This is a genomic window from Amycolatopsis sp. NPDC051758, assembly GCF_044453095.1.
Classification (GTDB): domain Bacteria; phylum Actinomycetota; class Actinomycetes; order Mycobacteriales; family Pseudonocardiaceae; genus Amycolatopsis.
The window spans coordinates 135434-158199 of sequence record NZ_JBITCJ010000013.1 but is presented as its reverse complement, the minus strand read 5'-3'; the positions used below and the strand labels follow the sequence as shown (position 1 = coordinate 158199).

Annotated in this window: 28 protein-coding genes; 10 read left to right on the top strand and 18 right to left on the bottom strand. The window is 72.3% G+C overall.

Features of this window, described 5'->3' with window-relative positions; all coding sequences use genetic code 11:
• Window positions 1-296 precede the first annotated feature (296 nt).
• On the bottom strand, window positions 297-1205 hold the full coding sequence (locus tag ACIA5G_RS44335; protein ID WP_395934759.1) for an SDR family NAD(P)-dependent oxidoreductase: 909 nt from the start codon (window positions 1203-1205) through the stop codon (window positions 297-299).
• 130 nt (window positions 1206-1335) lie between these two features.
• Between ACIA5G_RS44335 and ACIA5G_RS44330 the strand changes: the two genes are divergently transcribed.
• Genes ACIA5G_RS44330 through ACIA5G_RS44315 form a run of 4 tightly spaced genes read left to right on the top strand, consistent with a single transcriptional unit; the run spans window position 1336 to window position 4789 of the window.
• On the top strand, window positions 1336-2004 hold the full coding sequence (locus ACIA5G_RS44330; RefSeq protein ID WP_395934757.1) for a TetR family transcriptional regulator: 669 nt from the start codon (window positions 1336-1338) through the stop codon (window positions 2002-2004).
• Window positions 2001-2156, top strand: a complete 156-nt coding sequence (locus tag ACIA5G_RS44325; protein WP_395934755.1) for a hypothetical protein — start codon at window positions 2001-2003, stop codon at window positions 2154-2156. The genes ACIA5G_RS44330 and ACIA5G_RS44325 overlap by 4 nt, the downstream gene beginning before the upstream one ends.
• A 38-nt stretch (window positions 2157-2194) precedes the next feature.
• A complete protein-coding gene (locus ACIA5G_RS44320) occupies window positions 2195-3046 on the top strand; it encodes a hypothetical protein (protein WP_395934753.1) in 852 nt (283 codons plus the stop codon).
• Between the two features lie 54 nt (window positions 3047-3100).
• Window positions 3101-4789: a beta strand repeat-containing protein gene (locus ACIA5G_RS44315; RefSeq protein ID WP_395934751.1), complete on the top strand. Its 1689-nt coding sequence runs from the start codon at window positions 3101-3103 to the stop codon at window positions 4787-4789.
• A 57-nt stretch (window positions 4790-4846) separates the two neighbouring features.
• Here ACIA5G_RS44315 and ACIA5G_RS44310 read toward each other — a convergent pair whose 3' ends face one another.
• Entirely contained in the window at window positions 4847-5224 is a 378-nt protein-coding gene (locus ACIA5G_RS44310; RefSeq protein WP_395934749.1) for an STAS domain-containing protein, read from the bottom strand.
• 102 nt (window positions 5225-5326) lie between these two features.
• Between ACIA5G_RS44310 and ACIA5G_RS44305 the strand changes: the two genes are divergently transcribed.
• Window positions 5327-6151 (top strand): SigB/SigF/SigG family RNA polymerase sigma factor, encoded by an 825-nt coding sequence (locus ACIA5G_RS44305; protein WP_395934747.1) that lies wholly within the window; start codon window positions 5327-5329, stop codon window positions 6149-6151.
• A 6-nt stretch (window positions 6152-6157) separates the two neighbouring features.
• Here the strand turns inward: ACIA5G_RS44305 and ACIA5G_RS44300 are convergent, their stop codons facing one another.
• Entirely contained in the window at window positions 6158-6628 is a 471-nt protein-coding gene (locus tag ACIA5G_RS44300; protein WP_395934745.1) for a MarR family winged helix-turn-helix transcriptional regulator, read from the bottom strand.
• Window positions 6629-6715: 87 nt separating this feature from the next.
• On the opposite strand from ACIA5G_RS44300, the gene ACIA5G_RS44295 reads away from it, so the two are divergent.
• The gene (locus tag ACIA5G_RS44295) at window positions 6716-7303 is read left to right on the top strand and encodes an NADPH-dependent FMN reductase (protein WP_395934743.1); all 588 of its coding nucleotides are present in this window, start codon (window positions 6716-6718) and stop codon (window positions 7301-7303) included.
• Window positions 7304-7317: 14 nt separating this feature from the next.
• Here the strand turns inward: ACIA5G_RS44295 and ACIA5G_RS44290 are convergent, their stop codons facing one another.
• The 12 genes from ACIA5G_RS44290 to ACIA5G_RS44235 form a co-directional block, all read right to left on the bottom strand.
• Window positions 7318-8460, bottom strand: coding sequence for an AI-2E family transporter (locus ACIA5G_RS44290; RefSeq protein ID WP_395934741.1), 1143 nt, complete (start codon window positions 8458-8460; stop codon window positions 7318-7320).
• A 9-nt stretch (window positions 8461-8469) separates the two neighbouring features.
• Window positions 8470-9444, bottom strand: a complete 975-nt coding sequence (locus tag ACIA5G_RS44285) for an acyl-CoA desaturase (RefSeq protein ID WP_395934739.1) — start codon at window positions 9442-9444, stop codon at window positions 8470-8472.
• A gap of 97 nt (window positions 9445-9541) precedes the next feature.
• Entirely contained in the window at window positions 9542-9970 is a 429-nt protein-coding gene (locus tag ACIA5G_RS44280) for a hypothetical protein (RefSeq protein WP_395934737.1), read from the bottom strand.
• A 121-nt stretch (window positions 9971-10091) separates the two neighbouring features.
• Window positions 10092-10529 (bottom strand): ATP-binding protein, encoded by a 438-nt coding sequence (locus ACIA5G_RS44275; RefSeq protein ID WP_395934735.1) that lies wholly within the window; start codon window positions 10527-10529, stop codon window positions 10092-10094.
• Window positions 10530-10662: 133 nt separating this feature from the next.
• Entirely contained in the window at window positions 10663-11028 is a 366-nt protein-coding gene (locus ACIA5G_RS44270) for an STAS domain-containing protein (RefSeq protein ID WP_395934733.1), read from the bottom strand.
• Between the two features lie 144 nt (window positions 11029-11172).
• Window positions 11173-12735, bottom strand: coding sequence for a SpoIIE family protein phosphatase (locus ACIA5G_RS44265; protein WP_395934731.1), 1563 nt, complete (start codon window positions 12733-12735; stop codon window positions 11173-11175).
• Window positions 12732-14489: an ATP-binding protein gene (locus ACIA5G_RS44260; RefSeq protein WP_395934729.1), complete on the bottom strand. Its 1758-nt coding sequence runs from the start codon at window positions 14487-14489 to the stop codon at window positions 12732-12734. The genes ACIA5G_RS44265 and ACIA5G_RS44260 overlap by 4 nt, the downstream gene beginning before the upstream one ends.
• A complete protein-coding gene (locus ACIA5G_RS44255; RefSeq protein WP_395934961.1) occupies window positions 14486-15517 on the bottom strand; it encodes a SpoIIE family protein phosphatase in 1032 nt (343 codons plus the stop codon). The genes ACIA5G_RS44260 and ACIA5G_RS44255 overlap by 4 nt, the downstream gene beginning before the upstream one ends.
• On the bottom strand, window positions 15514-15927 hold the full coding sequence (locus ACIA5G_RS44250; RefSeq protein ID WP_395934727.1) for an anti-sigma regulatory factor: 414 nt from the start codon (window positions 15925-15927) through the stop codon (window positions 15514-15516). Before ACIA5G_RS44250 ends, ACIA5G_RS44255 begins: the two co-directional genes overlap by 4 nt.
• On the bottom strand, window positions 15924-16334 hold the full coding sequence (locus tag ACIA5G_RS44245) for an STAS domain-containing protein (RefSeq protein WP_395934725.1): 411 nt from the start codon (window positions 16332-16334) through the stop codon (window positions 15924-15926). Before ACIA5G_RS44245 ends, ACIA5G_RS44250 begins: the two co-directional genes overlap by 4 nt.
• Window positions 16334-17191, bottom strand: a complete 858-nt coding sequence (locus tag ACIA5G_RS44240) for an STAS domain-containing protein (protein ID WP_395934723.1) — start codon at window positions 17189-17191, stop codon at window positions 16334-16336. Before ACIA5G_RS44240 ends, ACIA5G_RS44245 begins: the two co-directional genes overlap by 1 nt.
• 82 nt (window positions 17192-17273) lie before the next feature.
• Window positions 17274-17864 (bottom strand): TetR/AcrR family transcriptional regulator, encoded by a 591-nt coding sequence (locus ACIA5G_RS44235; RefSeq protein WP_395934721.1) that lies wholly within the window; start codon window positions 17862-17864, stop codon window positions 17274-17276.
• Window positions 17865-17947: 83 nt separating this feature from the next.
• On the opposite strand from ACIA5G_RS44235, the gene ACIA5G_RS44230 reads away from it, so the two are divergent.
• Complete coding sequence (locus ACIA5G_RS44230) at window positions 17948-18847, top strand: aldo/keto reductase (RefSeq protein WP_395934719.1); 900 nt, start codon at window positions 17948-17950, stop codon at window positions 18845-18847.
• Window positions 18848-18890: 43 nt separating this feature from the next.
• Here ACIA5G_RS44230 and ACIA5G_RS44225 read toward each other — a convergent pair whose 3' ends face one another.
• A complete protein-coding gene (locus ACIA5G_RS44225; RefSeq protein ID WP_395934717.1) occupies window positions 18891-19046 on the bottom strand; it encodes a hypothetical protein in 156 nt (51 codons plus the stop codon).
• Window positions 19047-19220: 174 nt separating this feature from the next.
• Between ACIA5G_RS44225 and ACIA5G_RS44220 the strand changes: the two genes are divergently transcribed.
• The gene (locus tag ACIA5G_RS44220; protein WP_395934715.1) at window positions 19221-19781 is read left to right on the top strand and encodes a flavin reductase family protein; all 561 of its coding nucleotides are present in this window, start codon (window positions 19221-19223) and stop codon (window positions 19779-19781) included.
• A gap of 68 nt (window positions 19782-19849) precedes the next feature.
• Here the strand turns inward: ACIA5G_RS44220 and ACIA5G_RS44215 are convergent, their stop codons facing one another.
• The gene (locus ACIA5G_RS44215) at window positions 19850-20521 is read right to left on the bottom strand and encodes an HAD family hydrolase (RefSeq protein WP_395934713.1); all 672 of its coding nucleotides are present in this window, start codon (window positions 20519-20521) and stop codon (window positions 19850-19852) included.
• Window positions 20521-21159, bottom strand: coding sequence for a 3,4-dihydroxy-2-butanone-4-phosphate synthase (gene ribB, locus ACIA5G_RS44210; RefSeq protein ID WP_395934711.1), 639 nt, complete (start codon window positions 21157-21159; stop codon window positions 20521-20523). The genes ACIA5G_RS44215 and ribB overlap by 1 nt, the downstream gene beginning before the upstream one ends.
• A gap of 213 nt (window positions 21160-21372) precedes the next feature.
• On the opposite strand from ribB, the gene ACIA5G_RS44205 reads away from it, so the two are divergent.
• Together ACIA5G_RS44205 and ACIA5G_RS44200 are read left to right on the top strand one after the other, a co-directional pair.
• On the top strand, window positions 21373-21501 hold the full coding sequence (locus ACIA5G_RS44205) for a hypothetical protein (protein ID WP_395934709.1): 129 nt from the start codon (window positions 21373-21375) through the stop codon (window positions 21499-21501).
• A 13-nt stretch (window positions 21502-21514) separates the two neighbouring features.
• Window positions 21515-22702: a cupin domain-containing protein gene (locus ACIA5G_RS44200; protein WP_395934707.1), complete on the top strand. Its 1188-nt coding sequence runs from the start codon at window positions 21515-21517 to the stop codon at window positions 22700-22702.
• Window positions 22703-22766: the final 64 nt, after the last annotated feature.

The following is a 22766-nucleotide window of genomic DNA, read 5'->3' as shown; positions in this document are numbered from 1 at the left end:
CCGGGCGGAATCGGCGCCGGATCGCGGAGCCGGGTTAACGCTGATGGCCGGGCGGAATCGGCGCCGGATCGCGGAGCCGGGTTAACGCTGATGGCCGGGCGGAATCGGCGCCGGATCGCGGAGCCGGGTTAACGCTGATGGCCGGGCGGAATCGGCGCCGGATCGCGGAGCCGGGCCAACGCCAGTCGCCCGGCTTCATCCACGCCGAGCCATGATCCCGCTCGCGTCGCCAAGGCCGAGATGCCGAAGCGACCACCGCCGTCCGTGCGGTGGCCGCTCGTCGTGAAGTCTCTGCCTCAGCCGACCGGGAACTTCACGCCGGTCAAGTCCTCCGAAACCGCCCACAGCCGCCGCTGGGTCGCCAGGTCGTACGACTGCGGGCTCGACGCCACCACCTCCGGCCGTCCCCGGTACCCGCCCGGGCCCGCGGGCCCGTAGTACTGGCCACCCAGTGCGGCCGGGTCGGTGGCCGCGCGCAGGATCGGGAGGGCGCCCATCGCCGAGCTCTGGCTGATCAGGGGCGCCACCGCCGGGAACAGTGCGCGGGCGATGGCGGGGGAGTTGCGCATCAGCTCCGTGCGCGCCACGCCCGGGTGGGCCGCGATGGCCGCCGTGGTGCCGTGCGGGGCCAGGCGGCGTTGGAGCTCGTAGCTGAACATCAGGTTGGCCAGCTTCGCCTGCCCGTACGCCGCGACGCGGTCGTAGGAGTTCTCCCACTGCAGGTCGTCGAAGTGGATTGCCGCGCGGATGCGGTGGGCGACGCTCGCGACCGTCACCACCCGGGAGCCGGCGGCCGGCAGCAGCAGGTCCAGCACCAGGCCGGTGAACGCGAAGTGCCCGAGGTGGTTGGTGCCGAACTGCAGCTCGAACCCGTCGCGGGTGGTCTGCCGCGGCGGGTACATGACGCCGGCGTTGTTGATCAGCAGGTCGATCTTCGGCAACGTCGTGTGCAGGTCGGCCGCGGTGGCGCGGACGGAGTCCAGTGACGCCAGGTCCAGCTCCTGCACGGTGACGTCGGCGCCCGCCCCGAAGCGCGCGGCCGCCTGCTTGCCCTTCTCGACGTCGCGGACGGCCAGCACCACCGTCGCCCCGTGGTCGGCGAGCACCTTCGCGGTGTCGAAGCCGAGGCCGGTGTTGGCGCCGGTCACGACGGCGACGCGGCCCTTCTGGTCCGGGATGTCGCGGTCGGTCCACTGCTTGCTCATGGCGGTTCCCCTGTTCGGTGTCAGTCCTTGCGGACCGGCGGTCTGTTACGACCGACGTTAAGGAACCATCGGTCTATTGTCAAGAGACCGCGGGTCTGTAATCGGCGGCACCGGGCGTTACGCTGGTCTCATGACGTTCCAGCGGGCGCGCAGCGCCGAGCAGCGGGAGGAGCGGCGCCGCAAGATCCTCGACACCGCGCTGGCGATGCTCGACGAGATGCCGGTGGCCGACGTGAGCCTGACCGAGCTGAGCCGCCGGGTCGGCCTGGCCAAGTCGAACGTGTTGCGCTACTTCGAATCCCGCGAGGCGGTGCTGCTCGAACTGCTGCAGCAGGCCCTCGCGGACTGGCTCGCCGCAGTGACGGAGGAGCTGGCCGACGGCGTCGACTCCGGCCTGCCGGTCAGGGACCGGGGTGACCGGTTCGCGGCCGTCGTGGCGCGGTCGCTGGCTCCGCGGAGGGTGTTGTGCGACCTGATCGCGGCGCAGGCCGCCGTGCTGGAGCACAACGTGTCGGTGGACGTCGTCGTGCGCTACAAGCGATCCGCGCTCACCGGGCTCGAGGCGATGACCGGGCTGATGCGCCGGTACGTGCCGGAGCTCGGGGCCGAGGCGGAGTCCGTGTGCCTGCTGGCGATGATCCTGGCCGGCGGGCTGTGGACGCACACCCAGCCTTCGGCCAGCGCGCTCGCCGCCTACGAGGCGGACCCGGGCCTGCTCGGCTTCCGGCTGGACATGGCCCCCGCGCTGGAGCACGCCCTCGCGACGCTGATCGCGGGCGCGGTGGTGCGCGCCGGTTGATCGGTGTCGGACGTGTTGGCGAATATCGAGCCGAAGCGGCGGCCGAAAACGCAGCCGAATACCCGCTGATCGGCGGTCGAAACCTCTTTGAGGAAAAGAAAAAAACATCGAGTTACCCCCAATCTGGTGATGCCGTGCGCCCCGAAAGCTGACTGACGGTGAAGTCCAGACTCGAAGGGGGGTGAGATGGATGGATACTTCCCAGTCGGATGACGCACTGGTGGGGCACCCCCTGGTACTCCGGGTGCTCGTTGTAGCCGGTGCGTTGTTCGGGTTCACGGTGCTGGCTTTGCTGGTGTCGGGTGCTGCGCACGCCTCCGAAGGTGCGCCGCCGCCGGCCCGGCCGGGTCTGCTCGATCACGTCGGCGACGCCGTGCACAGTGGCCTCGCGCCCGCCGAGCCGGTGCTGAAGCCGGTCACGGGTGCGGTGTACACGGTGTCGGCACAAGTGGCTCCGGTGGTGGAGCCGGTCGTTCGTGCGGTCGAGCCGGTGACACAGCCGGTCGTTCGTGCGATCGAGCCGGTGCTGTCGGCTCTTCGCCCGGTCACCCGGCCGGTGCTGCACGCGCTGTCTCCGGTGACTGCACCGGTGCTGCACGCGCTGTCCCCGGTGACCTCACCGGTGCGGCACGCCGTAGCTCCGGTGATCGCGCCCGCAGCCGAGAGCGTGGTCCCGGCAGTGTCGGGTCAGCCGACACCGCCAGAACCGCGTGCGGACACGATTTCCTCACCGGCAGCGGCTGTTCCGGCCGACCGGGCCGGCCCGGCGCTCGCACATCGAGGCCACGAACCGGACATCCGGCGCGTGGCCGGATCAGAGATCCGGGACGTGCCCGGGTCCGGCGGCGGCGGGTCGCCCGCGGACGTGCACGGCGTGAGCGGTGCGATGTCGGCGGGGCCGGGTGGTCAGCACGGTGGTGAGTACGCCGTGACGACGTCCGGTTCGCCCCTTCCCGGCACGGACCGCGCCTGGCGGGCTCCGCCGGGTGGTCCGCCGTCGCTGTACTGGCTGGTCTGCTACGGCAACGACCATCCGAGCTGACGTTCCCTTTCCACCCTCAATTCCACAATGGACAGAGAGTAGGAAAGGGAAGTCATGCACAAGTACGTGCGACGCGGCCTGACCGCCGCGTTCATCTCCGGCGGGTTCGTCCTGCTGGGCGGAGCGGTGGCCAGTGCGGACACCGGGAGTTCGGGCCCGCTCGGCGGGCTCGGCGACACACTGCATTCGGTCGTGGCCGGCACCGCCGACGGCGGCAGCGGCGGGACCTCGGGCACCGGCGGGAACGCGACCAGCAGCAACAACGCGGTCAGCGGGAATTCCGGCGACTCGGGCAACTCCGGCGCCACCGGCGGCAACAGCGCCTACGGCGTCTGTGTGCTGGCCGAGTGCACCACCTCGGTGTCCTCGGGCAACTCCGGGAACACGGGCGCAACCGGCTCGACCGGGAACGCCTCGAACACCAGCACCACCACCGGGGGCAACTCCGGGAACGCCGGTCACGGCGGCACCGGCTCGACGGTGACGTCGGGCCAGAACACCGCGGACTCGCGGGGCGCCCGCGGCGTCCTCGGCTCGGTGACCGGCGCCGCGAAGGGCGGCAACGGTGGCGACTCCGGTGATGCCGGGAACGCCACCAGCGGCAACACCGCCGTCAGCGGGAACTCCGGCACCTCGGGTGACTCCGGGGCCACCGGGGGCAACAGCGCCTACGGCCTGTGCGTGCTGGCGAAGTGCGAAACAGCGGTGACCTCGGGTGACTCCGGGAACACCGGCGCCACCGGATCGACCGGTGACGCGACCAACACCAGCAGCACCACCGGCGGGAACTCGGGCACCGCGGGCAACGGTGGCGACGCCACCGCCGTCGGCAGTGGCCGGAACTCCGCCACTAACAACGGCTGGGGTTGGCACCGTCACGACCAGGGCGGCAAGACAGGCGTCCTGGGCACGGTCACCGGTACCGCGAAGGGCGGCAACGGTGGCAACTCCGGCGATGCCGGGAACGCCACCAGCCACAACAACGCGGTGACCGGGAACTCCGGCGGCTCGGGTGACTCGGGTTCCACCGGCGGCAACAGCGCGATCGTGTGGACCGTCGGCGGCCAGGACAACGGCCGTGGCCACCACAACGGCGGGAAGCACAACTGCGGCTGGAACCACAGCGGCTGGAACCACGGCGGCTGGAAGCACGAGGACGGCACGAAGTCGGCCACCACGGTGACTTCGGGCAACTCGGGTGACACGGGCGCCACCGGCTCGACCGGTGACGCGTGGAACACCAGCAGCACCACCGGTGGGAACTCCGGCTGGGCGGGCCACGGTGGCGACGCCACCGTCGTGAGCACCGGTCAGAACTCCGGTGGGCACGGCTGGAAGCAGCACGACCAGGGCGGCAAGACGAGCGTCCTGGGCCAGGTGACCGGCACCGCGACCGGCGGCAAGGGTGGCAATTCCGGTGACGCCGGGAATGCCACCAGCAAGAACACCGCGGTGAGCGGCAAGTCCGGCAACTCCGGTGACTCGGGCTCGACCGGCGGCAACAGCGCCGTCCAGTCGAACCGCGGCAGCCACCAGGGCGGCTGGAACAACCAGGGTGACCACTCGAGCACCACGGTCACCTCGGGCGGCTCCGGCACCACCGGCGCGACCGGTGACACCGGCAACGCCGGGAACACCAGCACCACCACCGGCGGGAACTCCGGCTGGGCGGGCCACGGTGGCGACGCCACCGTCATCGCCACGGGCTGGAACACCGTCGCGCACACCCCGCACACCGTCTGACGGCCAGGGGAAGAACAGGGGCGGGGGCACCGGATTCCGGTGTCCCCGCCCTTCTCGTCACGACATGGCCAGAGCTTCGTCCACGGTCGGGGCGAGCACGAGCAGCTCGTGCGCGCCGGCGAGCTGGATGGTTCTGAGGACGGTCGGACCGGTGGCGACCACGCGCAGCCGCGGGGAGGCGTCTTCGGGGGCCCGGCCGGCGAGCACGATGGCGTTGATGCCGCTCGAGTCGAGGAACGTCACGCCGGTCAGGTCCAGCACGACGGGGCCCGTCGCGGCGGCTTGGACGGCGGTCAGGGTGCGGCCGAACTCGGGGACGGTCAGCAGGTCGAGCTCGTCCTGCACGGCGAGCACAACGGCGTCGCCGCGACGGCTGACGCTGCAGCGGAACGTCGACGAGTCGTCGGGGACTTCGGGGGGTTGGTTGCCGGACACCGGTCCAGTTTCCCCGGACCGGGCGGTGTTCGCAGCGTGGTGCCGCCCTCGGTTTGCGAGCCCCTGGTCGTGGGTACTACCCGGCCGAAGACGGGAGATCGCATGCCAGCGTGCGTCAGTGAGCCGGTCACTGTGGACACCGCCCCGCCGCGCGAGCGCCCGGCGCCCCGTCCCCGCAAGCGTGACGACTATTCGCACTGCCGCCCGCTGTTCGACCAGCTGGCCGCACTGCCCGAGCACGACCCCGGCCGGGAACGCCTGCGCGAGCGGCTGATCATCGAGTTCCTCCCGCTCGCCGAACACGTCGCGGTGCGCTTCAGCGGGCGCGGCCAGTCCCGCGACGACCTGATCCAGGTGGCCCGGATGGGCCTGGTCAAGGCGGTGGACCGGTTCGAGCCCGGCAAGGGTGCCGACTTCCTCTCGTTCGCCGTGCCGACGGTGATGGGTGAGGTGCGCCGCTTCTTCCGTGACACCGGCTGGGCCGTTCGCGTGCCGCGCGGGCTGCAGGAGCTGCAGGGCCGGCTCGCCCGCGGCACGACGCAGCTCGCCCAGAGCCTCGGCCGCGCGCCGACCCCCAGCGAACTCGCGAGCCACCTCGGCATCGACGTCGAGACCGTGCGCGAAGGCCTGCTCGCCGCGAACTGCTACGAGACGTCGTCCCTGGACCGTCCGATCGACGACGGCGGGCTGTCGCTGGCCGACACGATGGGCGAGCCGGACGACAGCATGGCCCTCGTCGACGACCACCAGACCCTGGCTCCGATGCTGAAGCGGCTGCCGCCGCGGGACCGGGCCATCCTCGAGATGCGGTTCTTCGAAGGGCTGTCGCAGTCGCAGATCGCCGCCCGCGTCGGCCTCTCGCAGATGCAGATTTCGCGGCTGCTCACCAAGATCCTGCACCAGTTGCGCGCCCAGCTCGGCGAATAGCGGCCGCTAGGCCTCGTCGTGACGCGGCTCGAGGCGGTCGACCGCCTGCTCGCTCCAGGCCCGGATGACCGAGGCCTGCTCGGGAGTGAGTGAGTCGAGGAAGTGCCGACGGACGTTGCCGCCGTGCTCGAGGATGGCGCTGCGGGCGGAGCGAAGTCCCTCGGTGGTCAGCCCGATCCCCGCGCGCCGACCGTCGGCCCCGTACTGGGTGCGCTTGACGAAGCCGCGCTTTTCCATGCGCGTCAGCTGGTGGGAGACGCGGCTCTTGTCCCAGTCGAGCGATTCGGAAAGCTCGCCGACGCGCATCTCGCGCCCGGAAGCCCGCCACAGCGTCACCAGCACGCTGAACTCGGCCTTCGAAATCCCGCAGTCACGCTGCAGGCCGCGCTCCAGCTCCCTGGTGAGCAGGCGCTGCGCGCGCATCCAGATGTCCCAGAACTCCCACTCCTCAGGTTCCAGCGATCGAGTCTCCGTCATCGGGCGAGAATACCGCCACCAGCGGAGTTGTCACTTCAACTCAGTCAGGTCTAGAGTTGACGTGACAACTCCAGTGGAAGGAAGACCATGGCACTTCGCATCGCACTCGTCCTCGGAAGCACCCGCCCCGGACGCCGCGGCGACCAGATCGCCGCCTGGGCGCTCGACACCGCCCGCGTCCACGGCGGCGCCGACTACGAGCTCGTCGACCTCGCCGACCACAACCTCGGCAACCTCGACGAGCCGGGCAACCCGAACTTCCAGCAGTACCAGCACGACCACACCCGCGCCTGGGGCGAACTCGTCGACGGCTTCGACGGCTTCGTCTTCCTCGTCCCCGAGTACAACCACTCCTTTCCCGGCGCCCTGAAGAACGCCCTGGACTACGTCTACCGGGAGTGGAACGACAAGGCCGCCGGGATCATCAGCTACGGCGGGTGGGCCGCCGGGGTCCGGGCCGCCGAAGCGCTGCGGCTCGTCCTGGCCGAGCTGCAGGTGGCCACGGTCCGCGCCCAGCCCACCATCTCGACGCGCGCCTCGTTCGCCACCGGCGCCTTTGCTCCCCAGGAGGGCCTCGACACCGCGGTAAGCGGCCTGCTCGACCAGGTGATCGCCTGGTCCGGCGCGCTGCGCGGGGTGCGCGAGGCCAGGACGCAGGCCGACACGGCTGCCTGAGGCCCGCGCATCCGCTAGGTGCGGTCGAGCCGCGGGTAGAGGATCTCCCGGACGAGCAGGAGCAGGGCGGCGGCGACCGGGATGGCCACGAGGGCGCCGACGACGCCCAGGAGCGCGCCGCCGACGATGACGGCGATCACCGTGACGATCGCGGGGACCTTGACCGCGCCGCCGATGATCCGCGGCACCAGGAGGTAGTCCTCCACGAGCCGGTAGCCGACGAAGAAACCGATGGTGGCCAGGAAGACCGGCAGCGACACGGTGAGCGCGACCAGGCTGACGACCACGCCGGCGACGACGGAGCCGACGACCGGGACGAGGTCGAGGATCGCCACGGTGATCGCCAGCAGGGCGGCGTAGGGGACGCCGAAGATCAGCAGCCAGATCAGCGTGAGCACCCCGGCGATGACGGAGATCGCCAGGTTGCCGAGCACGTAGCCGCCGACCTTGGTGAAGATCTCGTCGCCGATGAGGATCGCCCGCGGGCGCCGGGAGTGGGGGATGAGCCGGTAGCCGCCGGCGCGGATGCGGGGCAGATCCGCGACGAAGTACACCGTCAGCACGATCAGGATCAGCACGTTGGTCAGCGCGCTGAAGACGGCCCGCCCGGCGCCGAGCAGGCCGCCGCCGAGGCCGGGGCCGCTGATCAGGGCCTCGAGCTGCTGTTGCAGGTGGAAGCGTTCGTTGAGCCCGCCGAGGACGGTGTTGTGGTTCTGGGCGTCGCGCAGGTAGCCGGGCGCTCTGGCGACGAACTGGGTGGCTTGCTCGACCAACGCGGGGATCGCGGCGGTCAGGAAACCGCCGAGGGCGAGCAGGCCGACGACGAAGACGGTCGTGACGGCGAGCCAGCGGGGGAAGCGGCGCCGGGTCAGCCAGGCGACGGCGGGTTCGATGCCGATGGCGAGGAACAGCGCGAGCCCGATGAGGACCAGGACGTCCTCGAGGCCGACGATCACCTGCACCAGACCGTAGACGACGGCCACCCCGGCGGCGCCGGCCATGCCGATCACGAACGGCGACCGGCGGTTGAAGACTTTTCCCGTGGCTCCCAGCGGTTCCGCGGTGGTGCTGAGCTCGGCCGCGGCGGCCTCGGCGTCGGCGAACGAGCCGCGCTCGGCAGGGTTTTCCTCGGCAGGACGTTCTTCGGGGGTGGGCATGTGCGGCCGTCACCACTCCCGTGCTGCGTCGCGCCGGCTCGCGGCGTAACCGGGGTTGAGCTTGCGCGCGAAGCGTTCGGGCTTCGGCCAGCGGACGTCGGTGGCCCAGCCCAGCTTCTCGAAGACCCAGATGAGGCGCGCGGACACGTCGAGCTGGCCGCGGCGGACACCGTGGCGGGCGCCGGTGGGGTCGGCGTGGTGGGAGTTGTGCCAGGACTCGCCCATGGACGCGATCGCGAGCGGCCAGAAGTTCGCCGACCGGTCGCGGGCGGCGTAGGGGCGCTCGCCGATCATGTGACACAGGGAGTTCACCGACCACGTGACGTGGTGCAGCACGGCCACGCGCACCAGGCTCGCCCAGAAGAACGCGGTCACCGCGCCCCACCACGACAGCGTGACCAGCCCGCCGAGCAGCGCCGGGGTGAGCAGCGTGACCAGGGTGAGGCCGGGGAACCAGCGGTCGATCCGGGTCAGGTCGCGGTCGGCGAGCAGGTCGGGCGCGAACCGTTGCGCGTTGGTCTTCTCCCGGTCGAACAGCCAGCCCATGTGGGCGTGCCAGAACCCCTTGGCCAGCGCGGCCGCGGAAGTGCCGTAGCGCCACGGGGAATGCGGGTCGCCTTCGCGGTCGGCATAGGCGTGGTGACGGCGGTGGTCGGCGACCCAGCCGATCACCGGGCCCTGCATGGCCATGCTGCCGGCGACGGCGAGCGCGATCCGCAGGCCGCGGCGGGCCTTGAACGCGCCGTGGGTGAAGTAGCGGTGGAAGCCGACCGTCACGCCCAGCCCGGTCAGGAAGTAGAAGCCGGCGGTCAGCGCGACGTCGGTCCAGCCGAGGCCCCAGCCCCAGGCGAACGGCACCGCGGCGGCCAAGGCGAGCAGCGGCACCACCGCGAACAGCTTGACCAGGAAGGTTTCGGTGCGGGTCTTTTCGCCGGCGAGCAACGGCGCCGCGGGTGTTCGCGGTGGTGCGGAAGTTGGTGCCATGTGATCGCCCTCTCCGGGGAGTTGCCGGGTCGCCGGGGTCCGGGGCGGTCGATCGGCGGTTTCCCGCGGGGGAGCGGTTCGAAACCGGAAGAGGCGGTCAGGCCAAGGGGCCGTGGTCGCCGAGGTCCGGGCTGACGTGCGGGTGCCGGCCCGGCTGACCGGGCACCGGGGTGACCGCGGGCTCGCCTTCGGTGGAGCCGAGCCCGCGCTGCCCGAGACGCCGGTCCTGCCGACGACGGGTCAGCTCGGACAGGGTGAGCGCGTGGGCCACCGCGAGCAGCAGCAAGAACACCCCGACCCGGCCGACCAGCGCGGTGGCCGAGCCCGACCACGCCGGGCCGAGCACCGACAGCAGGGCCAGCACCCCGAACGCGACGAGGTGGAAGACCGTCACCACCAGCGACGCGATCGCGCCGCCGCCGCGACCGCCGAGGTAGCGGCGGCCGTCGCGGTACAGGAACTGGCCGTCGGCCAGCACGAAGACCAGGCCGATGAGCAGGAATCCCAGGAGATCGTGGTCGCCCATGCCCGAGGGGTACCCACGAACCGCGGCGCGGTACGGCCGTTCACCACATCGAGCGAGAGTCCACAAAGGACACGAGGTCGCTGGTGGGGCGCTCGGCCCGACCATCGAACAACTTGCGACGCTAGGGCGAGCCGCTCGACGCCGGTGGGCAGACGAGGTCGGAGTCCGCGCACGAGAGGCGGCCCCACACGACCTTGCCGTTGTCGTGGTGGCTCACGCCCCAGGCCGAGCAGACCTGGTCGACCAGCAGCAGCCCGCGCCCGCCCTGGCCGTCGGGGGAACGCAGCCGCGGCGCGCCGGCGCCGGTGTCCGTGACGGCCACGGTGATCTCGCACGGGTCGTCGGTCCGGCGCAGGCGCAGCCGGACCGGTCCGCCGGCGTGCCGGTAGGCGTTGTCCAGCAGCTCGGCGACGACCAGCAGGGTGTCGATCCGGTGTGCTTCCCCGAGGGTGGCGAGGCCGGCGCCGGCCCAGTGCCGGGCGGCCGCCAGGTCGGCCAGGTCCACACCGCCCAGGTCCAAGCTCTGCCAGCCGTCCTGGTCGTCTTCATCCCAGGTCACCGGCACGATGAGACTCCTCCCGACGATCGGTCGGCGGTCCGAGACCACCCGGCCGTGATCGTCTTCCTGCCGAGAATACCCAGGTTCGTGACCCTTACTCGCGTTTCGCGCGCACGGAGCCGGACCGGGGGGTTCAGGCCGCTCCGCCCGGGCCGAGCGCGGCGCGGGCCGATTCGAGGTCCGGGTGGATCCGCAGCAGGTCGGCGAGCCCCAGCAGGGTGATGGGCCGGAGGATGGCGCGCTGCGCGGTGACGAGCACGAACTCCGTCCCGGCCGCCTCGGCGGTGGTGTGCCCGTGGATCAGCGCGGTCAAGCCGCTGGAGTCGCAGAAGGTCACGGCCGAGAGGTCGAGGATCACGGGTTTGCCGGCCTCGACCGCGGACGTCAGCCGGGTCCGCAGGTCCTCGGAGACGGCCGAGTCGATCTCCCCGGTTCCGCTGAGCAGGGTTTCGCGGTCGGTCGACGTCACGGCGACGGCGAAGGTGGGTGGGGCCGCCAAGGGTGTGCTCCTCCGGGTCAGCGGGTGCCGGCAGGGACCACACGGCGAAGAACCACGGCTGCGTTCTCAACCGCATCTCCAGGACGGTAGCAGCACGCTTCGGCCCGGGCAGTGCCGCCGAACCGCCCGCGAACGCGGGCCGGCTCAGTGGCGGCGGAGGGCCAGCAGCGCGATGTCGTCGTCCGCGGCCGCGCCGAAGCGCGCGAGCAAGGTGTCGCACAGCGACTCCAGATCGGCGTCGCAGGTGACCGCGGTCCGCAGCAGCTCCATGCCGTCGTCGACGGTGCTGCCCCGCCGCTCGACCAGCCCGTCGGTGACGAGCAGCAGCAGTGTGCCGGGCTCGAGGGTGAGCGCCGTGGCCGGTGGCCGCGGCAGCCCGAGGCCCAGCAGCGGCCCGGCGATGTCGAGGTAGTGCGCGCCGGACGCGTCGGCGAGCAGGGGCGGGATGTGCCCGGCGTTCGCGATCTCCGCGGCGCCCGAGACGGGGTCGAGCGCGACGAGGCTGACCGTCGTGAGCCCGCGCGGGTGGTAGCGGCGCAGCATGGCGTCCAGCCGCTCGAGGATCCCGACCGGCCCGTGCCCTTCGACGGCGTAGGCCCGCAGGGCGTGCCGGACCTCACCCATCACCGTGGCCGCTTCGAGGGAGTGCCCGACGACGTCGCCGACGGCGATGAGCAGGCGGCCGCCGACGTCGGAAACCTCGTAGAAGTCGCCGCCGATCTCCGCGTTGGCACTCGCCGGGGCGTACCGGGCGGACATGTCCAGCCCGGGCCGCACCGGCAGCTCCTGCGGCAGCAGGCTGCGCTGCAGGGTGAGGGCGAGCTGCTGCTCTTCGGTCAACGTGCGCATCGCTTCACACGCGAGCGCGGTCGCCTGCCCCAGCTGCACCAAGAGGTTCCGGTCGTCCTCGGACCGGATCGCGCCCGGCTCGACGGTGATCGCGACGGGCACCCGTGACGGGTTCGCGTGGGCCAGCGCGATGGTCGACGTCCCGTCCGGCGACGTCACCAGGTGCGCCGAAGACGCCTCGGTGCCGGGGTTCGCCTCGATCACCGCCTTGGTGACCTCCTCCAGCTCCCGCAGGGTGCCGGCTCGCACGAGCGGGGTCTCGCCGGGGCCGTCGGCGGCGGCCGAGCGCACCAGGCCGCGGTGGTCCGAGCTGAGGACCGAAGCCGGGCCTTCGAAGATCGTCGCGGCGCCGGCCGCGGCCGCGGTGAGCACGTCGTCGAACGTGCGGGCGCTGTTCATGGCGAGGGTGGCGCGGGTCAGCCTGCCCAGCCGCAGCGCCAGCCGTTCGGCCCGCAACCGGGCCCGGTAGTACCGCAGCGCGGCTTCGACGGTGGCCACCAGCTCGCCCGGGTCGACCGGCTCGACGAGGTATCCGTCGGCGCCGCGGTCGAGCCCGGTGGTGCGGTCCTCGACCTCGATGGCGGTGGCGGAGATGTGGATGACCGGCATCGCCGCGGTCCGGGGATCACCCTTGACCCGCTCGCAGATGTCGAAGCCGCTCATGTCCGGCAGGTTGACGTCCAGCAGGACGAGGTCGAGCGCTTCGGTGGCGAGCGCGGCCAGCGCGGCCCGGCCGGTGCTGGCCTCGGTGACGCGGTAACCGTTGCGGCGCAGCCAGCTGCTGGTCAGGTACCGGCTGGCCTCGAGGTCGTCGACGACCAGGATGCTCGCTCGCGCGGTCTCCTCGGGAGTACTCATCTCGGCACCGTCCTGGCCACGACCGCGAAGGCTTCACCGACGGCCAGTCTGAGGGTTTCGGGGGAGACCTGCGACTTGAGCAGCAGGCCCGCGCGGAGCCCGGCGCCGGTCAGGTCCATCCCTTCCGGGGCCGACGAAGACACGACGACCACCGGGATGTCCTGCAGCGCGGGCTTTTCCCGCAGCACCTGGAGCACCTCCCGGCCGTTCATGCCGGGCATGAAGAGGTCGAGGAAGACGAGGTCCGGCCGGTGGTCCTCGAACACCTCGATCGCCTCCCGCCCGTCCGCGGCGTGCCGGACGTCGGCGGCGAGGTCGTGGACCATCCGGGCGAGCCGGTGGCGGAAGTCCGCGTCGTCGTCGACGATCAGCAGCGACTCGACGCGGGCGGGCGTGGCCCGGCGCGGGTCGGGGCGGGGCAGGCGCAGCACGACCGTCGTGCTCCGCCCGTGCTCGCTGGACAGCGTCAGGCCGCCACCCAGGATCTCCGCGAGCCGCCGGGCGTACGGCAGGCCCAGCCCGGTGCCCGGCGCACGCGCCTGCAGGTCGTTGTGCACCTGGTGGAACTCTTCGAAGACCTTCTCCTGCTGGTCGGCCGGGATGCCGATGCCGGTGTCCGCGACGGTGAACCGGACGTCGGTGTCGTCGGTGTCCACGGTCAGCCGGACCTGGCCGCGTTCGGTGAACTTGACGCTGTTGGACAGCAGGTTGCGCAGGATCCGCACGAGCATCGTCTCGTCGGTGATCAGCTGCGGCGCCGGCTCGGGGACCTCGATCACCAGCTCGACGTCGGGGGAGGTCATGGTGGAGCGCAGGGCGCCCCGCAGCTGGAGGACGACGGCGATCAGGTCGACCTGGGCCGGTTGCGGGACCAGCCGCCCGGACTCGGCCTTCGCGGTGTCGAGCAGTTCGTTGACCAGGGACAGCAGGGTCGAGCCGGCGTCGTTGACCAGCCCCACCTGACGCCGTTGCTCCTCGGTGAGCGGATCGGCGCCCGGTCCGGTCAGCAGCCGGGCGAGCCCGATCACGGAGTTGATCGGGGCGCGCAGCTCGTGGCTGATGTTCGACCAGAACCGCGTCTTCGCTTCGCTGGCCGCCTTGAGCTGGCTGGTCTTCTCGTTCAGCTCGGCGTAGAGCGCGACGACCCCACGGTTCGTTTCTTCGAGCTCTTCGGAAAGTTCTTTGTAGAGCGCGACAACGCCGTGGTTGGTCTCCTCGAGCTCTTCGTTGAGCCGCATCAGCTCCTGGCTCTTCGCTTCGAGGGTTTCCAAGGTTTCGAGCAGTTCCTGGTTCTGCGCCCGCAGCTCGTCCATCGGGGTGCTCACCCCGCGGCTCTCCAGGAGGTCGCGCAGCCGCGCGAGATCGGCGGCCGCGGGCATCCGGGCCGCGGGGGACCGCAGCTTGCGCAGCGAGAGCACGTTCTGGCCGGCCTCGCAGGTGACGTGCACCCCGTCCATCAGCCGGTCCGCGGTGTCGCGGCCGGTGTCGAGCACCGTCTCGGCGCCGCTGCCGCGCCAGCTGAACTCGGCGACGAGCGCGGGGGGCTCACCGGCGAGGACGAACCGCACCGTGGCCTTCACTCCGGCGCGGACCAGGTCCCGGCCGACGTCGCTGAGCACGGTGGCGACGCGGACCTGGTCCTGGCCCTCCAGGCCCACCGCCGCGGCCACTTCCCGGCCGCAGCGGCGAACGGTGAACACGTCGGGCTCCGCGGCGATCGGCAGCCGGATCAGCTCGTCGCGCCGGCCGGTCATGGCCGTGGTCTGCCGACGAGGACGCCGGCGTCGTCGTTGCGGGTCCCGGCGTCACGCAGCAAGCAGGCCGCGATGCCGAGCGGGGCGGCGGCGAACTGCCGCTCGCGGCCCTCGGCGCTCCAGCGCTCGGTGAGGCCGTCGGAATGCAGGACCACGACCGCGCCGGGGGGCAGCGGGTAGTCGAAGGCGCGGATCGTGCGGGCCTGGTGCCCGGCGACGCCCGGCATCGAGATCATGCCCTGCTTGCGGCCGTCGGCGACCACACCGGCGGCGATGTTCCCCAGGCCGGCGTAGCGGATCGTGCCCGCGGCGACGTCGACGTCGGCGATCCCGATCGCGCCGCCCCGGGTCCGGCGCAGGGCCTCGTGGATGTGCTTCACCACTGCCTCCGGTCGTTCGGTCGCGTGGGCGCAGAAGGTGTCCACCGCGGTGCGGGCCGCGGCGGCCGCGAGCGGCCCGTGTCCTGAGCCGTCGCACATCATCAGCCGCAGCCGGCCGGGCTCCTGGTGCACGGCGTAAGCGTCACCGCAGACGTCTTCACCGCGGATCGGCCGCGTGATCCCGGAAGCGGGTTCGCCGGGCAGCTCGGCCAGCGGCGCCCGCCGCGGGTGGAAGCGCGCCGTCACGACCGTGCCGCGGCCTAGCTCGGAGAGCACCGACGTCGCGTCCGCGAGCCGCGCCACGGTGCCCAGCCCGACCCCGAGCGTGCCGGTGGTGGACTCGCCGTCCCGGCGGGACAGGTCGACGTCGGCCATGCCGGGCCCGCGGTCGATCGCGACGACCTCGACGGCGGCCTCGGTGACCGCGCGGACGGCACGGACGACGAGCACGCCTTCGGTGGCGTGCTTGGCGAGGTTCGTCTCCAGCTCGGTGACCGCGAGCCCGACCTCGGCGGCCCGGACCTCGCCGAACCCGAGCCGGGCGGCGAGCCCGGCCGCGGCCCGCCGGGCCTGGCCGTGCGCGGTGCCGTCCTCGATCCGGACCCAGGCGACGTCCTCGGTGACCGGCAGGCAGCCGGCGGCGGTCATCGTGCCCACTTCACGACGGTGATCTCGGTGCCGCGGCCGACCTCGGTGTCCAGGTCGAACTGGTCCACCAGCCGCTTGGCGCCGCCGAGGCCGAGCCCGAGGCCGGTACCGCTGCTCCAGCCGTCGGCCAGCGCGACGGTGACGTCCGGGATGCCCGGGCCGTCGTCGTGGAAGGTGGCCCGCACGCCCTTGCGGTGGCCGTTGGCGACCTCTTCGACGCGGGCCGTCCCGCCGCCGCCGTAGATCAGGGTGTTGCGGGCGAGCTCACTGGTGGCGGTGACCAGCTTGGTCTGGTCCACCAGCGACAGCTTGAGCCGCAGGGCGTGGGCGCGGACCAGCTGCCGGACCCGGACGACGTCTTCGTCGGCGCGGATCACGATTTCGTCGGGTCTGCCCGCGTCGCCGGTCATCCGGTGACCCGGACGGATTCATCGTCCTGGCCGACCGACTCGCCCCTCCTTCGCGCGGTGAGGGACTGCAGGACCGCGATCCCGCGGTCGAGGTCCAGGGCCGTGCGGACGTCGCCGAGCGTCAGGCCTAGCTCGACCAGCGTGATCGCCACCGCGGGCCGCATGCCGACCACGACCGTCTCGGCGTCGAACAGCTTCGACAGCGACGCGATGGTCGCGAACATCCGGCCGATGAACGAGTCGACGATCTCCACCGCGGAGATGTCGATGACCACGCCGGACGCCCCGGTCGTGCTGATCTTCTCCGCGAGGTCCTCCTGCAGCGCGAGCACGCTCTGGTCCTGCAGGTCGATCTGGATCGACACCAGCAGCATGTCGCCGATCTTGAGGATGGGGACGCGGTCCATCAGCGGGTCCGATCGCGGGCGCCGCGGCTGACGACGACGCCTTCACGCTGCAACGCGTGCCGGAGTGCGTCGGCCAGGGTGGCCTTGGTGGTGATGTCGCCGAACTCGATCCCGAGCGCGACGATGGTCTGCGCGATCTGCGGCCGGATGCCGGAGATGATGCACTCGGCGCCCATCAGCCGCGCCGCGACGACGGTCTTGAGCAGGTGCTGCGCGACCTGCGTGTCGACGGCCAGCACACCGGTGATGTCGATGATCGCGTGCTCCGAGCCGGTCTCGACCAGAGCCTCCAGCAGCTTCTCCATCACGACCTGGGTGCGCGCCGAGTCGAGGGTGCCCACCAGCGGCACCGCCAGCACGCCCTCCCAGAGCTTCACCACCGGGGTCGTCAGCTCGAGCAGCTGCTCGGACTGCTCCTTGATGAGCTCCTCGCGGGCGGCGGCGTAGGTCTCGAACGTCCACAGCCCCAGCGTGTCCAGCAGCGCGGAGAAGGCCAGCACCTCCCGGAACGTCTCGGGGCTGTCGTCCTTCGCGGTCAGCTCGGAGACGGCCTGCTTGAGCGCGAAGATGCCCGAGGCGGTCTCGGTCGGGCTGAAGCCCTGGCGGGCCCGGGAGCGCGAAAGGTCGGCCAGCTGGGCCTTGAGGTCGGCGGACTCGGCCTGGTTCAGGTCGCCGTCCAGGGTGACGACCGGGAGCAGCGCGCCGTAGAGGTCACGCAGGTCGCGTTCGAGCTCGACGGTGGTCAGCCGGCCGCGCAACGCCGAGCCGGCCAGCTCCGTCCACCGGCCGATCAGTCGTTCACGCTCCGCATCGAGCACCTCAGCCAGCCGATGGGGCTGCCCGCTTTCGGCTACCACTCTGTCTCCTCGCGACGTTCAGTTGTGGGAGTGACCCTAGCGGGTCGTCCCGGGGGAGCGGCGAAACGCGGGACCGGACCGCTCATCGGTTGGGGCGCAACGCGTCGACGACGAGGTCGAGCAGCCGGCCGATCCGCGCCGGGTCGGGCCCGGTCGTGGTGGCGAGGAAGATGCCGAGCAGCAGGGTCGTGACGTCGTCGGGGTCGGCGTCCGCGCGGAAGGCGCCCGCCTCCGCGCCGGCGGTGAGGAGCGAGCCGACCGCGGCGGTGATGCGCTGCCGCGTCATCGGGGTCGCGATCCGGCCGGACGCCCAGCCGGCCCGCAGGACGTCGGCCATCCCGCGCTTGGTTTCGACGAACGCCGCGTAGCGGTCCATCCAGGCGCGGAGGGCGGCTTCGGGCGGGAGCTGTTCCAGCAGCGTCGCGGCGCTGGTGGCGACGTCGTCGAGTTCGGCGGCGTAGACGGCTTCGACGAGCGCCTCGCGGGTGGGGAAGTGCCGGTAGAGCGTGCCGATCCCGACGCCGGCGTCGCGGGCGATGGCCTCCAGCGAAACCGTGCCGTCGGCGTCGGTGGCCGCGAAGGTGGCTCGCGCGACCGTCACGAGCTTCTCGCGGTTGCGGCGCGCGTCGGAGCGAACCGGGCGCGCGGCGTCGGCGGAGTCGGGCGGAGTCAAAGCGGAGGCACCTCCGGTTGTGCTACGGTCGGCTTAGCGGAGGTCCCTCCGCTTCACCATCATCGCACGAAGGCGGGATGCCCATGTCCTCCACCGCTACGACCGCTCCGCTCGCCGGCCGCACCGTCTCCCGCGTCGGTTACGGGGCGATGCAGCTCGAACGGCTGCGTGACGACCGCGCCGCGGCGGTCGCGCTCCTGCGCCGCGCCGTCGAGCTCGGGGTCGACCACGTCGACACCGCGCAGTTCTACGGGAACGGCTTTGTCAACGGCGTCATCCGCGAAGTGGTGGGGTCCGGTGACGACGTCCTCGTCGCCACCAAGGTCGGCGCCGACCCCGACCCGGACGGCCCGATCCCGCTGCGGCTGGCGCAGCGGCCGGAACAGCTGCGGGCGAGCGTCGAGAGCAACCTCGTCAGCCTCGGCACGGACCGCATCCCGCTGGTGAACCTGCGCCGGGCGGACCTCCGGCCCGGCGTGACCGCCGAGGGTGACCAGGTGGTGGACCTCGACGACCAGCTCGAGGTGATGACGGCCCTGCGCGACGAGGGCAAGATCGGCGCGATCGGGCTCAGCGCCGTGACGACCGGCATCCTGCGCCGGGCGCTCCCGGCGGGCATCGCGTGTGTGCAGAACGCCTACAGCCTGGTCGGCCGCGGCGACGAGGACATGCTCGAGCTCTGCCGGGCCGAAGGCATCGCCTGGGTGCCGTTCTTCCCGCTCGGCGGCGCCTTCCCGGGCATGCCGAAGGTGACCGGCGAGCCGGCCGTGCACGCCGCGGCGGAGGCCCTCGGCTGCACGCCGTCGCAGGTCGGCCTCGCCTGGCTGCTGCACCACGCGCCCCACGTGCACCTCATCCCCGGCACCGCGGACACCGCGCACCTCGAAGCGAACATCGCCGCGGGGGGAATCGTGCTCGACGACTCGACGCTCGCCACGCTGGACGCCGTCCGGACACGCTCGATGGACGTCGCGCTCGGCTGAGCGCCGGCCCGCGGCGACGTCCTGCCGCCGGGGCCGGGCGGGCTCAGTTGTACCCGAGGACGATGTGCTCGCGGAGGTACTCGCGTTCCGCCGGAGCGGTGCCGTTGCGCGGTGCCGGCACCTCGATCCACTGCTGCTCGCGCCGCTGCGCGGGCACCGCTTCCGCCCGCCGGTCGGCCGTGGTCGCCGTCGCTTCCATGGTGGTTCCTCCGTTCCGCTGCCGTACTCGATGCCCCACGATGCGCCCCCGGGGTCGAGGAACGGACGTGGAACGGTCATGGCCGGGGGGTGCGCAGCGCACGAGTAGCCGGTGCGCGGCGCGCGGGCTGCACTGGAGGCAGCCAGTTTTCGCCGTCCGGGAAAGAGGTGCGTCATGGCCACCGGAGAAGCTCGTGTGGTGCGCCGGCTGCCGACGTCGCAGGCTCGCCGCGGTCTCACGCCCCAGCCCGGGCTGCGGCAGGTCATGGCGCGGTTCGCGACCGGGGTGACGGTGCTGACGGCCGGCGGCGAAGATCCGCACGGGATGACCGCGAACGCGTTCACGCCGGTCTCCCAGGACCCGCCGATGGTGTTGTGCTGCGTGGCGAAGGCGGCCCGGACGCACGCCGCGATCGTCACCGCGGGCTCGTTCGCGGTGAACGTCCTCGCGGCGGACCAGCAGGAGCTGGCGGAGCACTTCGCCGACTGGCGGCGTCCGGACGGGATGGCGCAGTTCGCTTCCGTCGCCCACGAGATCGGGCCGAAGACCGGCGCGCCCCTGCTCACCGGCGCGCTGGCGTGGCTGGAGTGCGAGCTCGACCAGGTGCTGGCCGGCGGTGACCACTCGATCTTCCTGGGCCGGGTGGTCGCCGCCGGCCGCGGCGCCGGTGAGCACGCACTCGTCTTCAACGGCGGCCCCTACCACGACGTCGCCGGGCGGTCCCGCGCCGCTTGACCGGAGTGTCTTGCGTTGCTGCGACCGGCTTTTCCGCTCGGGCGGCCACACCGCGATCCCGGCGCCGGTCACCTGGCGCCGGCTCCCAGCGCGGCGCCGACCAGCGACGGGAGGAGCCCGGCCGCGACGCGGGCGTCGGCGGCCCGGTGGACGGCGAGCTCCAGCACGGCGAAGTCGCGGGCGGTCGTGGTGTTGGGGATGGCCAGCACCGTCATCCCGGCGGCGTGGGCCGAGCGGATGCCGGACCCGGAGTCCTCGACCGCGAGGCACCGCTCCGGAGCGATGCCGAGCCGGTGGGCGGCGAGGAGGTACGGGTCCGGCGCGGGCTTGCCGCGCGCGACGTCGTCCCCGGTCACGATCGTCGGGAAGACCAGCCCGCACGCGGCGGCCGCGGCCCGGACGTACCGGCCGGGTGAGGCCGAGACCAGGGCGACCGGACCCCGGCCGGCCGCGGTGGCGACCAGGCCGGCCGCGCCGGGGAGCAGCCCGAACCGGCCGTGGCCGAGGGCGGCGACCATGCCGTCGACGCAGGCGGTCACGGCGCTTTCGGGCGTGAGGTCCGGACAGCGGTGCGCGAGGTAGGCGCTCCAGTGCGCGGTGCTGGTGCCCTGGATGGCGGCCCAGTCGCCCGGCGACCACGGGTGGCCGTGGCACGCCGCGACCGCGCCGATGACGTGGTTCCACGTCGCGGCGCTGTCGACCAGGGTCTCGTCGAGGTCGAAGACGGTCGCTTCGAGCATCAGCGCGCGGCGAGCTGCTCGATGGACACGATCTTCAGCCACTGCCGGTCGGCGAGCGCACGCAGTTGGGCCAGCCGGGCGACACTGCCGTCGTCGTTGCACACCTCGCTGATCACGGCGACCGGCGCGAGGCCGCAGCGGCGCATCAGCTCGACGGCCGCTTCGGTGTGGCCGCGCCGCTCGGCGAGGCCGCCGGCGCGGGCCCGCAGCGGGAAGACGTGCCCCGGCCGGCACAGCGCGCCCGGCGTGGTGGCGGGATCGGCGAGCAGCCGGAGGGTGTGGGCGCGGTCCGCGGCGGAGATGCCGGACTCGATGCCGTGCGCGGCGTCGACCGACACCGTGTACGCCGTCTCGGCGGGGTCTTCGCTGACCTGCACCATCGGCGGCAGGCACAGCCGGTCGGCGATCTCGGGGGCCATGGGCGCGCAGATCAGGCCGCTGGTGTGGCGCATGAAGAAGGCGAGTGCCTGCGGGGTGGCGTGCTCGGCGGCCATGATCAGGTCGCCTTCGTTCTCGCGGTCCTCGTCGTCGACGACGATCACCGGCCGCCCGGCGCGGAGGTCCAGCACCGCGGCGGCCACGGTGTCGAGGCCGGCCGATCTGTCGCGGCGGAGCTGTCCGGGAACGGCGAGGCTCATGCACTGTCCTTCCGAGGGAGGGAAGCGCCGGGTGGCGCGCATCCATGATCAAGACGCCGGTGCGCCGCCGCACCTCGAACCCGTTGTCCTGACCCGAAGCAGTGAACGTCGGGTGATCATCGGCCGCCGGAGGACTACTCAAATGATCGATGACCGTCACGCTCCTCTCACGTAGCGTGGGAAATCCAGTCGTCGATGTATGGGAGGTCCCGGATGGCGCAGGAACACACGACACCTGACAACCAGGCCAGCGGCTTGCTGATCAGCGTCGAGCCGCTGCCCGCAGCGGTGGACCGCGGCAAGGCCAACGGCGCGGTCGCCGACAACGACGGCAACGACTAGCCGACGGGCAGTCGTGACGGAGATCCCCGGACTGGCCGGCCTCGTGGCACCCCTCGAGGCCGGCCAGTTCTTCGACGAAGTGCTGGGGAAGTCGCCGCGGCGGTTCCCGGGGGAGAAGGGCCGCTTCGCCGGCCTGCTCCCGTGGCGGGACCTCGACCGCGTGCTGCGGCAGCACCGCCTGGACTTCCCGCGCCTGCGCCTCGCCCTCGACGGCGAGGTCGTGCCCGCGCACACCTACACCGAGATGGTGCCGACCCGGCGCACCGGACTGGTGCCCCGCGTGCTGTCCGCCCCGTTCGCCGAGCACCTGCGGGCCGGGGCCACCCTCGTGCTCGACTCGGTCAACGAGCTCGTCGACCAGGTCGGCGACCTGGCGGCCCGGCTCGAACACGACCTGCGTGAACGCATCCAGGTGAACCTGTACGCCGGCTGGGGGACCACCCACGGCTTCGACGTGCACTGGGACGACCACGACGCGTTCATCATCCAGATCTCCGGCCGGAAGCGCTGGCGGCTGCACGGGCTCACCCGGCCGTCGCCGCTGCAGCGCGACGTCGAGCTGCCGCCGAAGCCGGAAGGCGAGCCCCTCGAGGACTTCCTGCTGGAAGACGGCGACGTGCTCTACGTGCCGCGCGGGCACTGGCACGACGTCTCCGCCGTGGGTGAGGAGTCGCTGCACCTGACCATCGGCTTCAACGCGGCCACCGGTGTCGACCTCGTGGCGTGGCTCGCCGACCAGGTGCGCGCGGACGACGTCTTCCGCGAAGACCTGCCGCGGTTCGCCGCCCCGGAAGACCGGACGAAACGGGCGGCCGAGCTGCGGCAGCGGGTCGCCGAGCTGATGACCGACGACCTCGTCGACCGGTTCCTCGCCGATCGGGACGCCCAGGCGCCCGCGCACCCGCGCATCGGCCTGCCGTGGTCGGCGACCGGTGACCTGCTCCCGCCGGGGGAGGACTTCGAGGTCCGGCTGCTCACCCCGCGGGCCGCACTCGAGGACGGCGACGGCACCGTCGCCCTGCTCGCGGCCGGGAAACGGCTGGTCTTCGCCTCGGTCGCGCGGCCGGTGCTCGACGCTCTGGTGAGTGGTGCACCGCGCTCGTTCGGCGCGCTGGCCGAGGCCGCCCCGGCGCTCGACGGGGTCACGTTGCGGGCGTTGCTCGGGGAGTTGGTCACACAAGGGCTGCTCGCGCAGACGTAGTCAGGTACGCTTAGGCATGCCTAAGTCGAGCTCCGGGTTACCAGGGGGAGCTTGCGCCGGACAG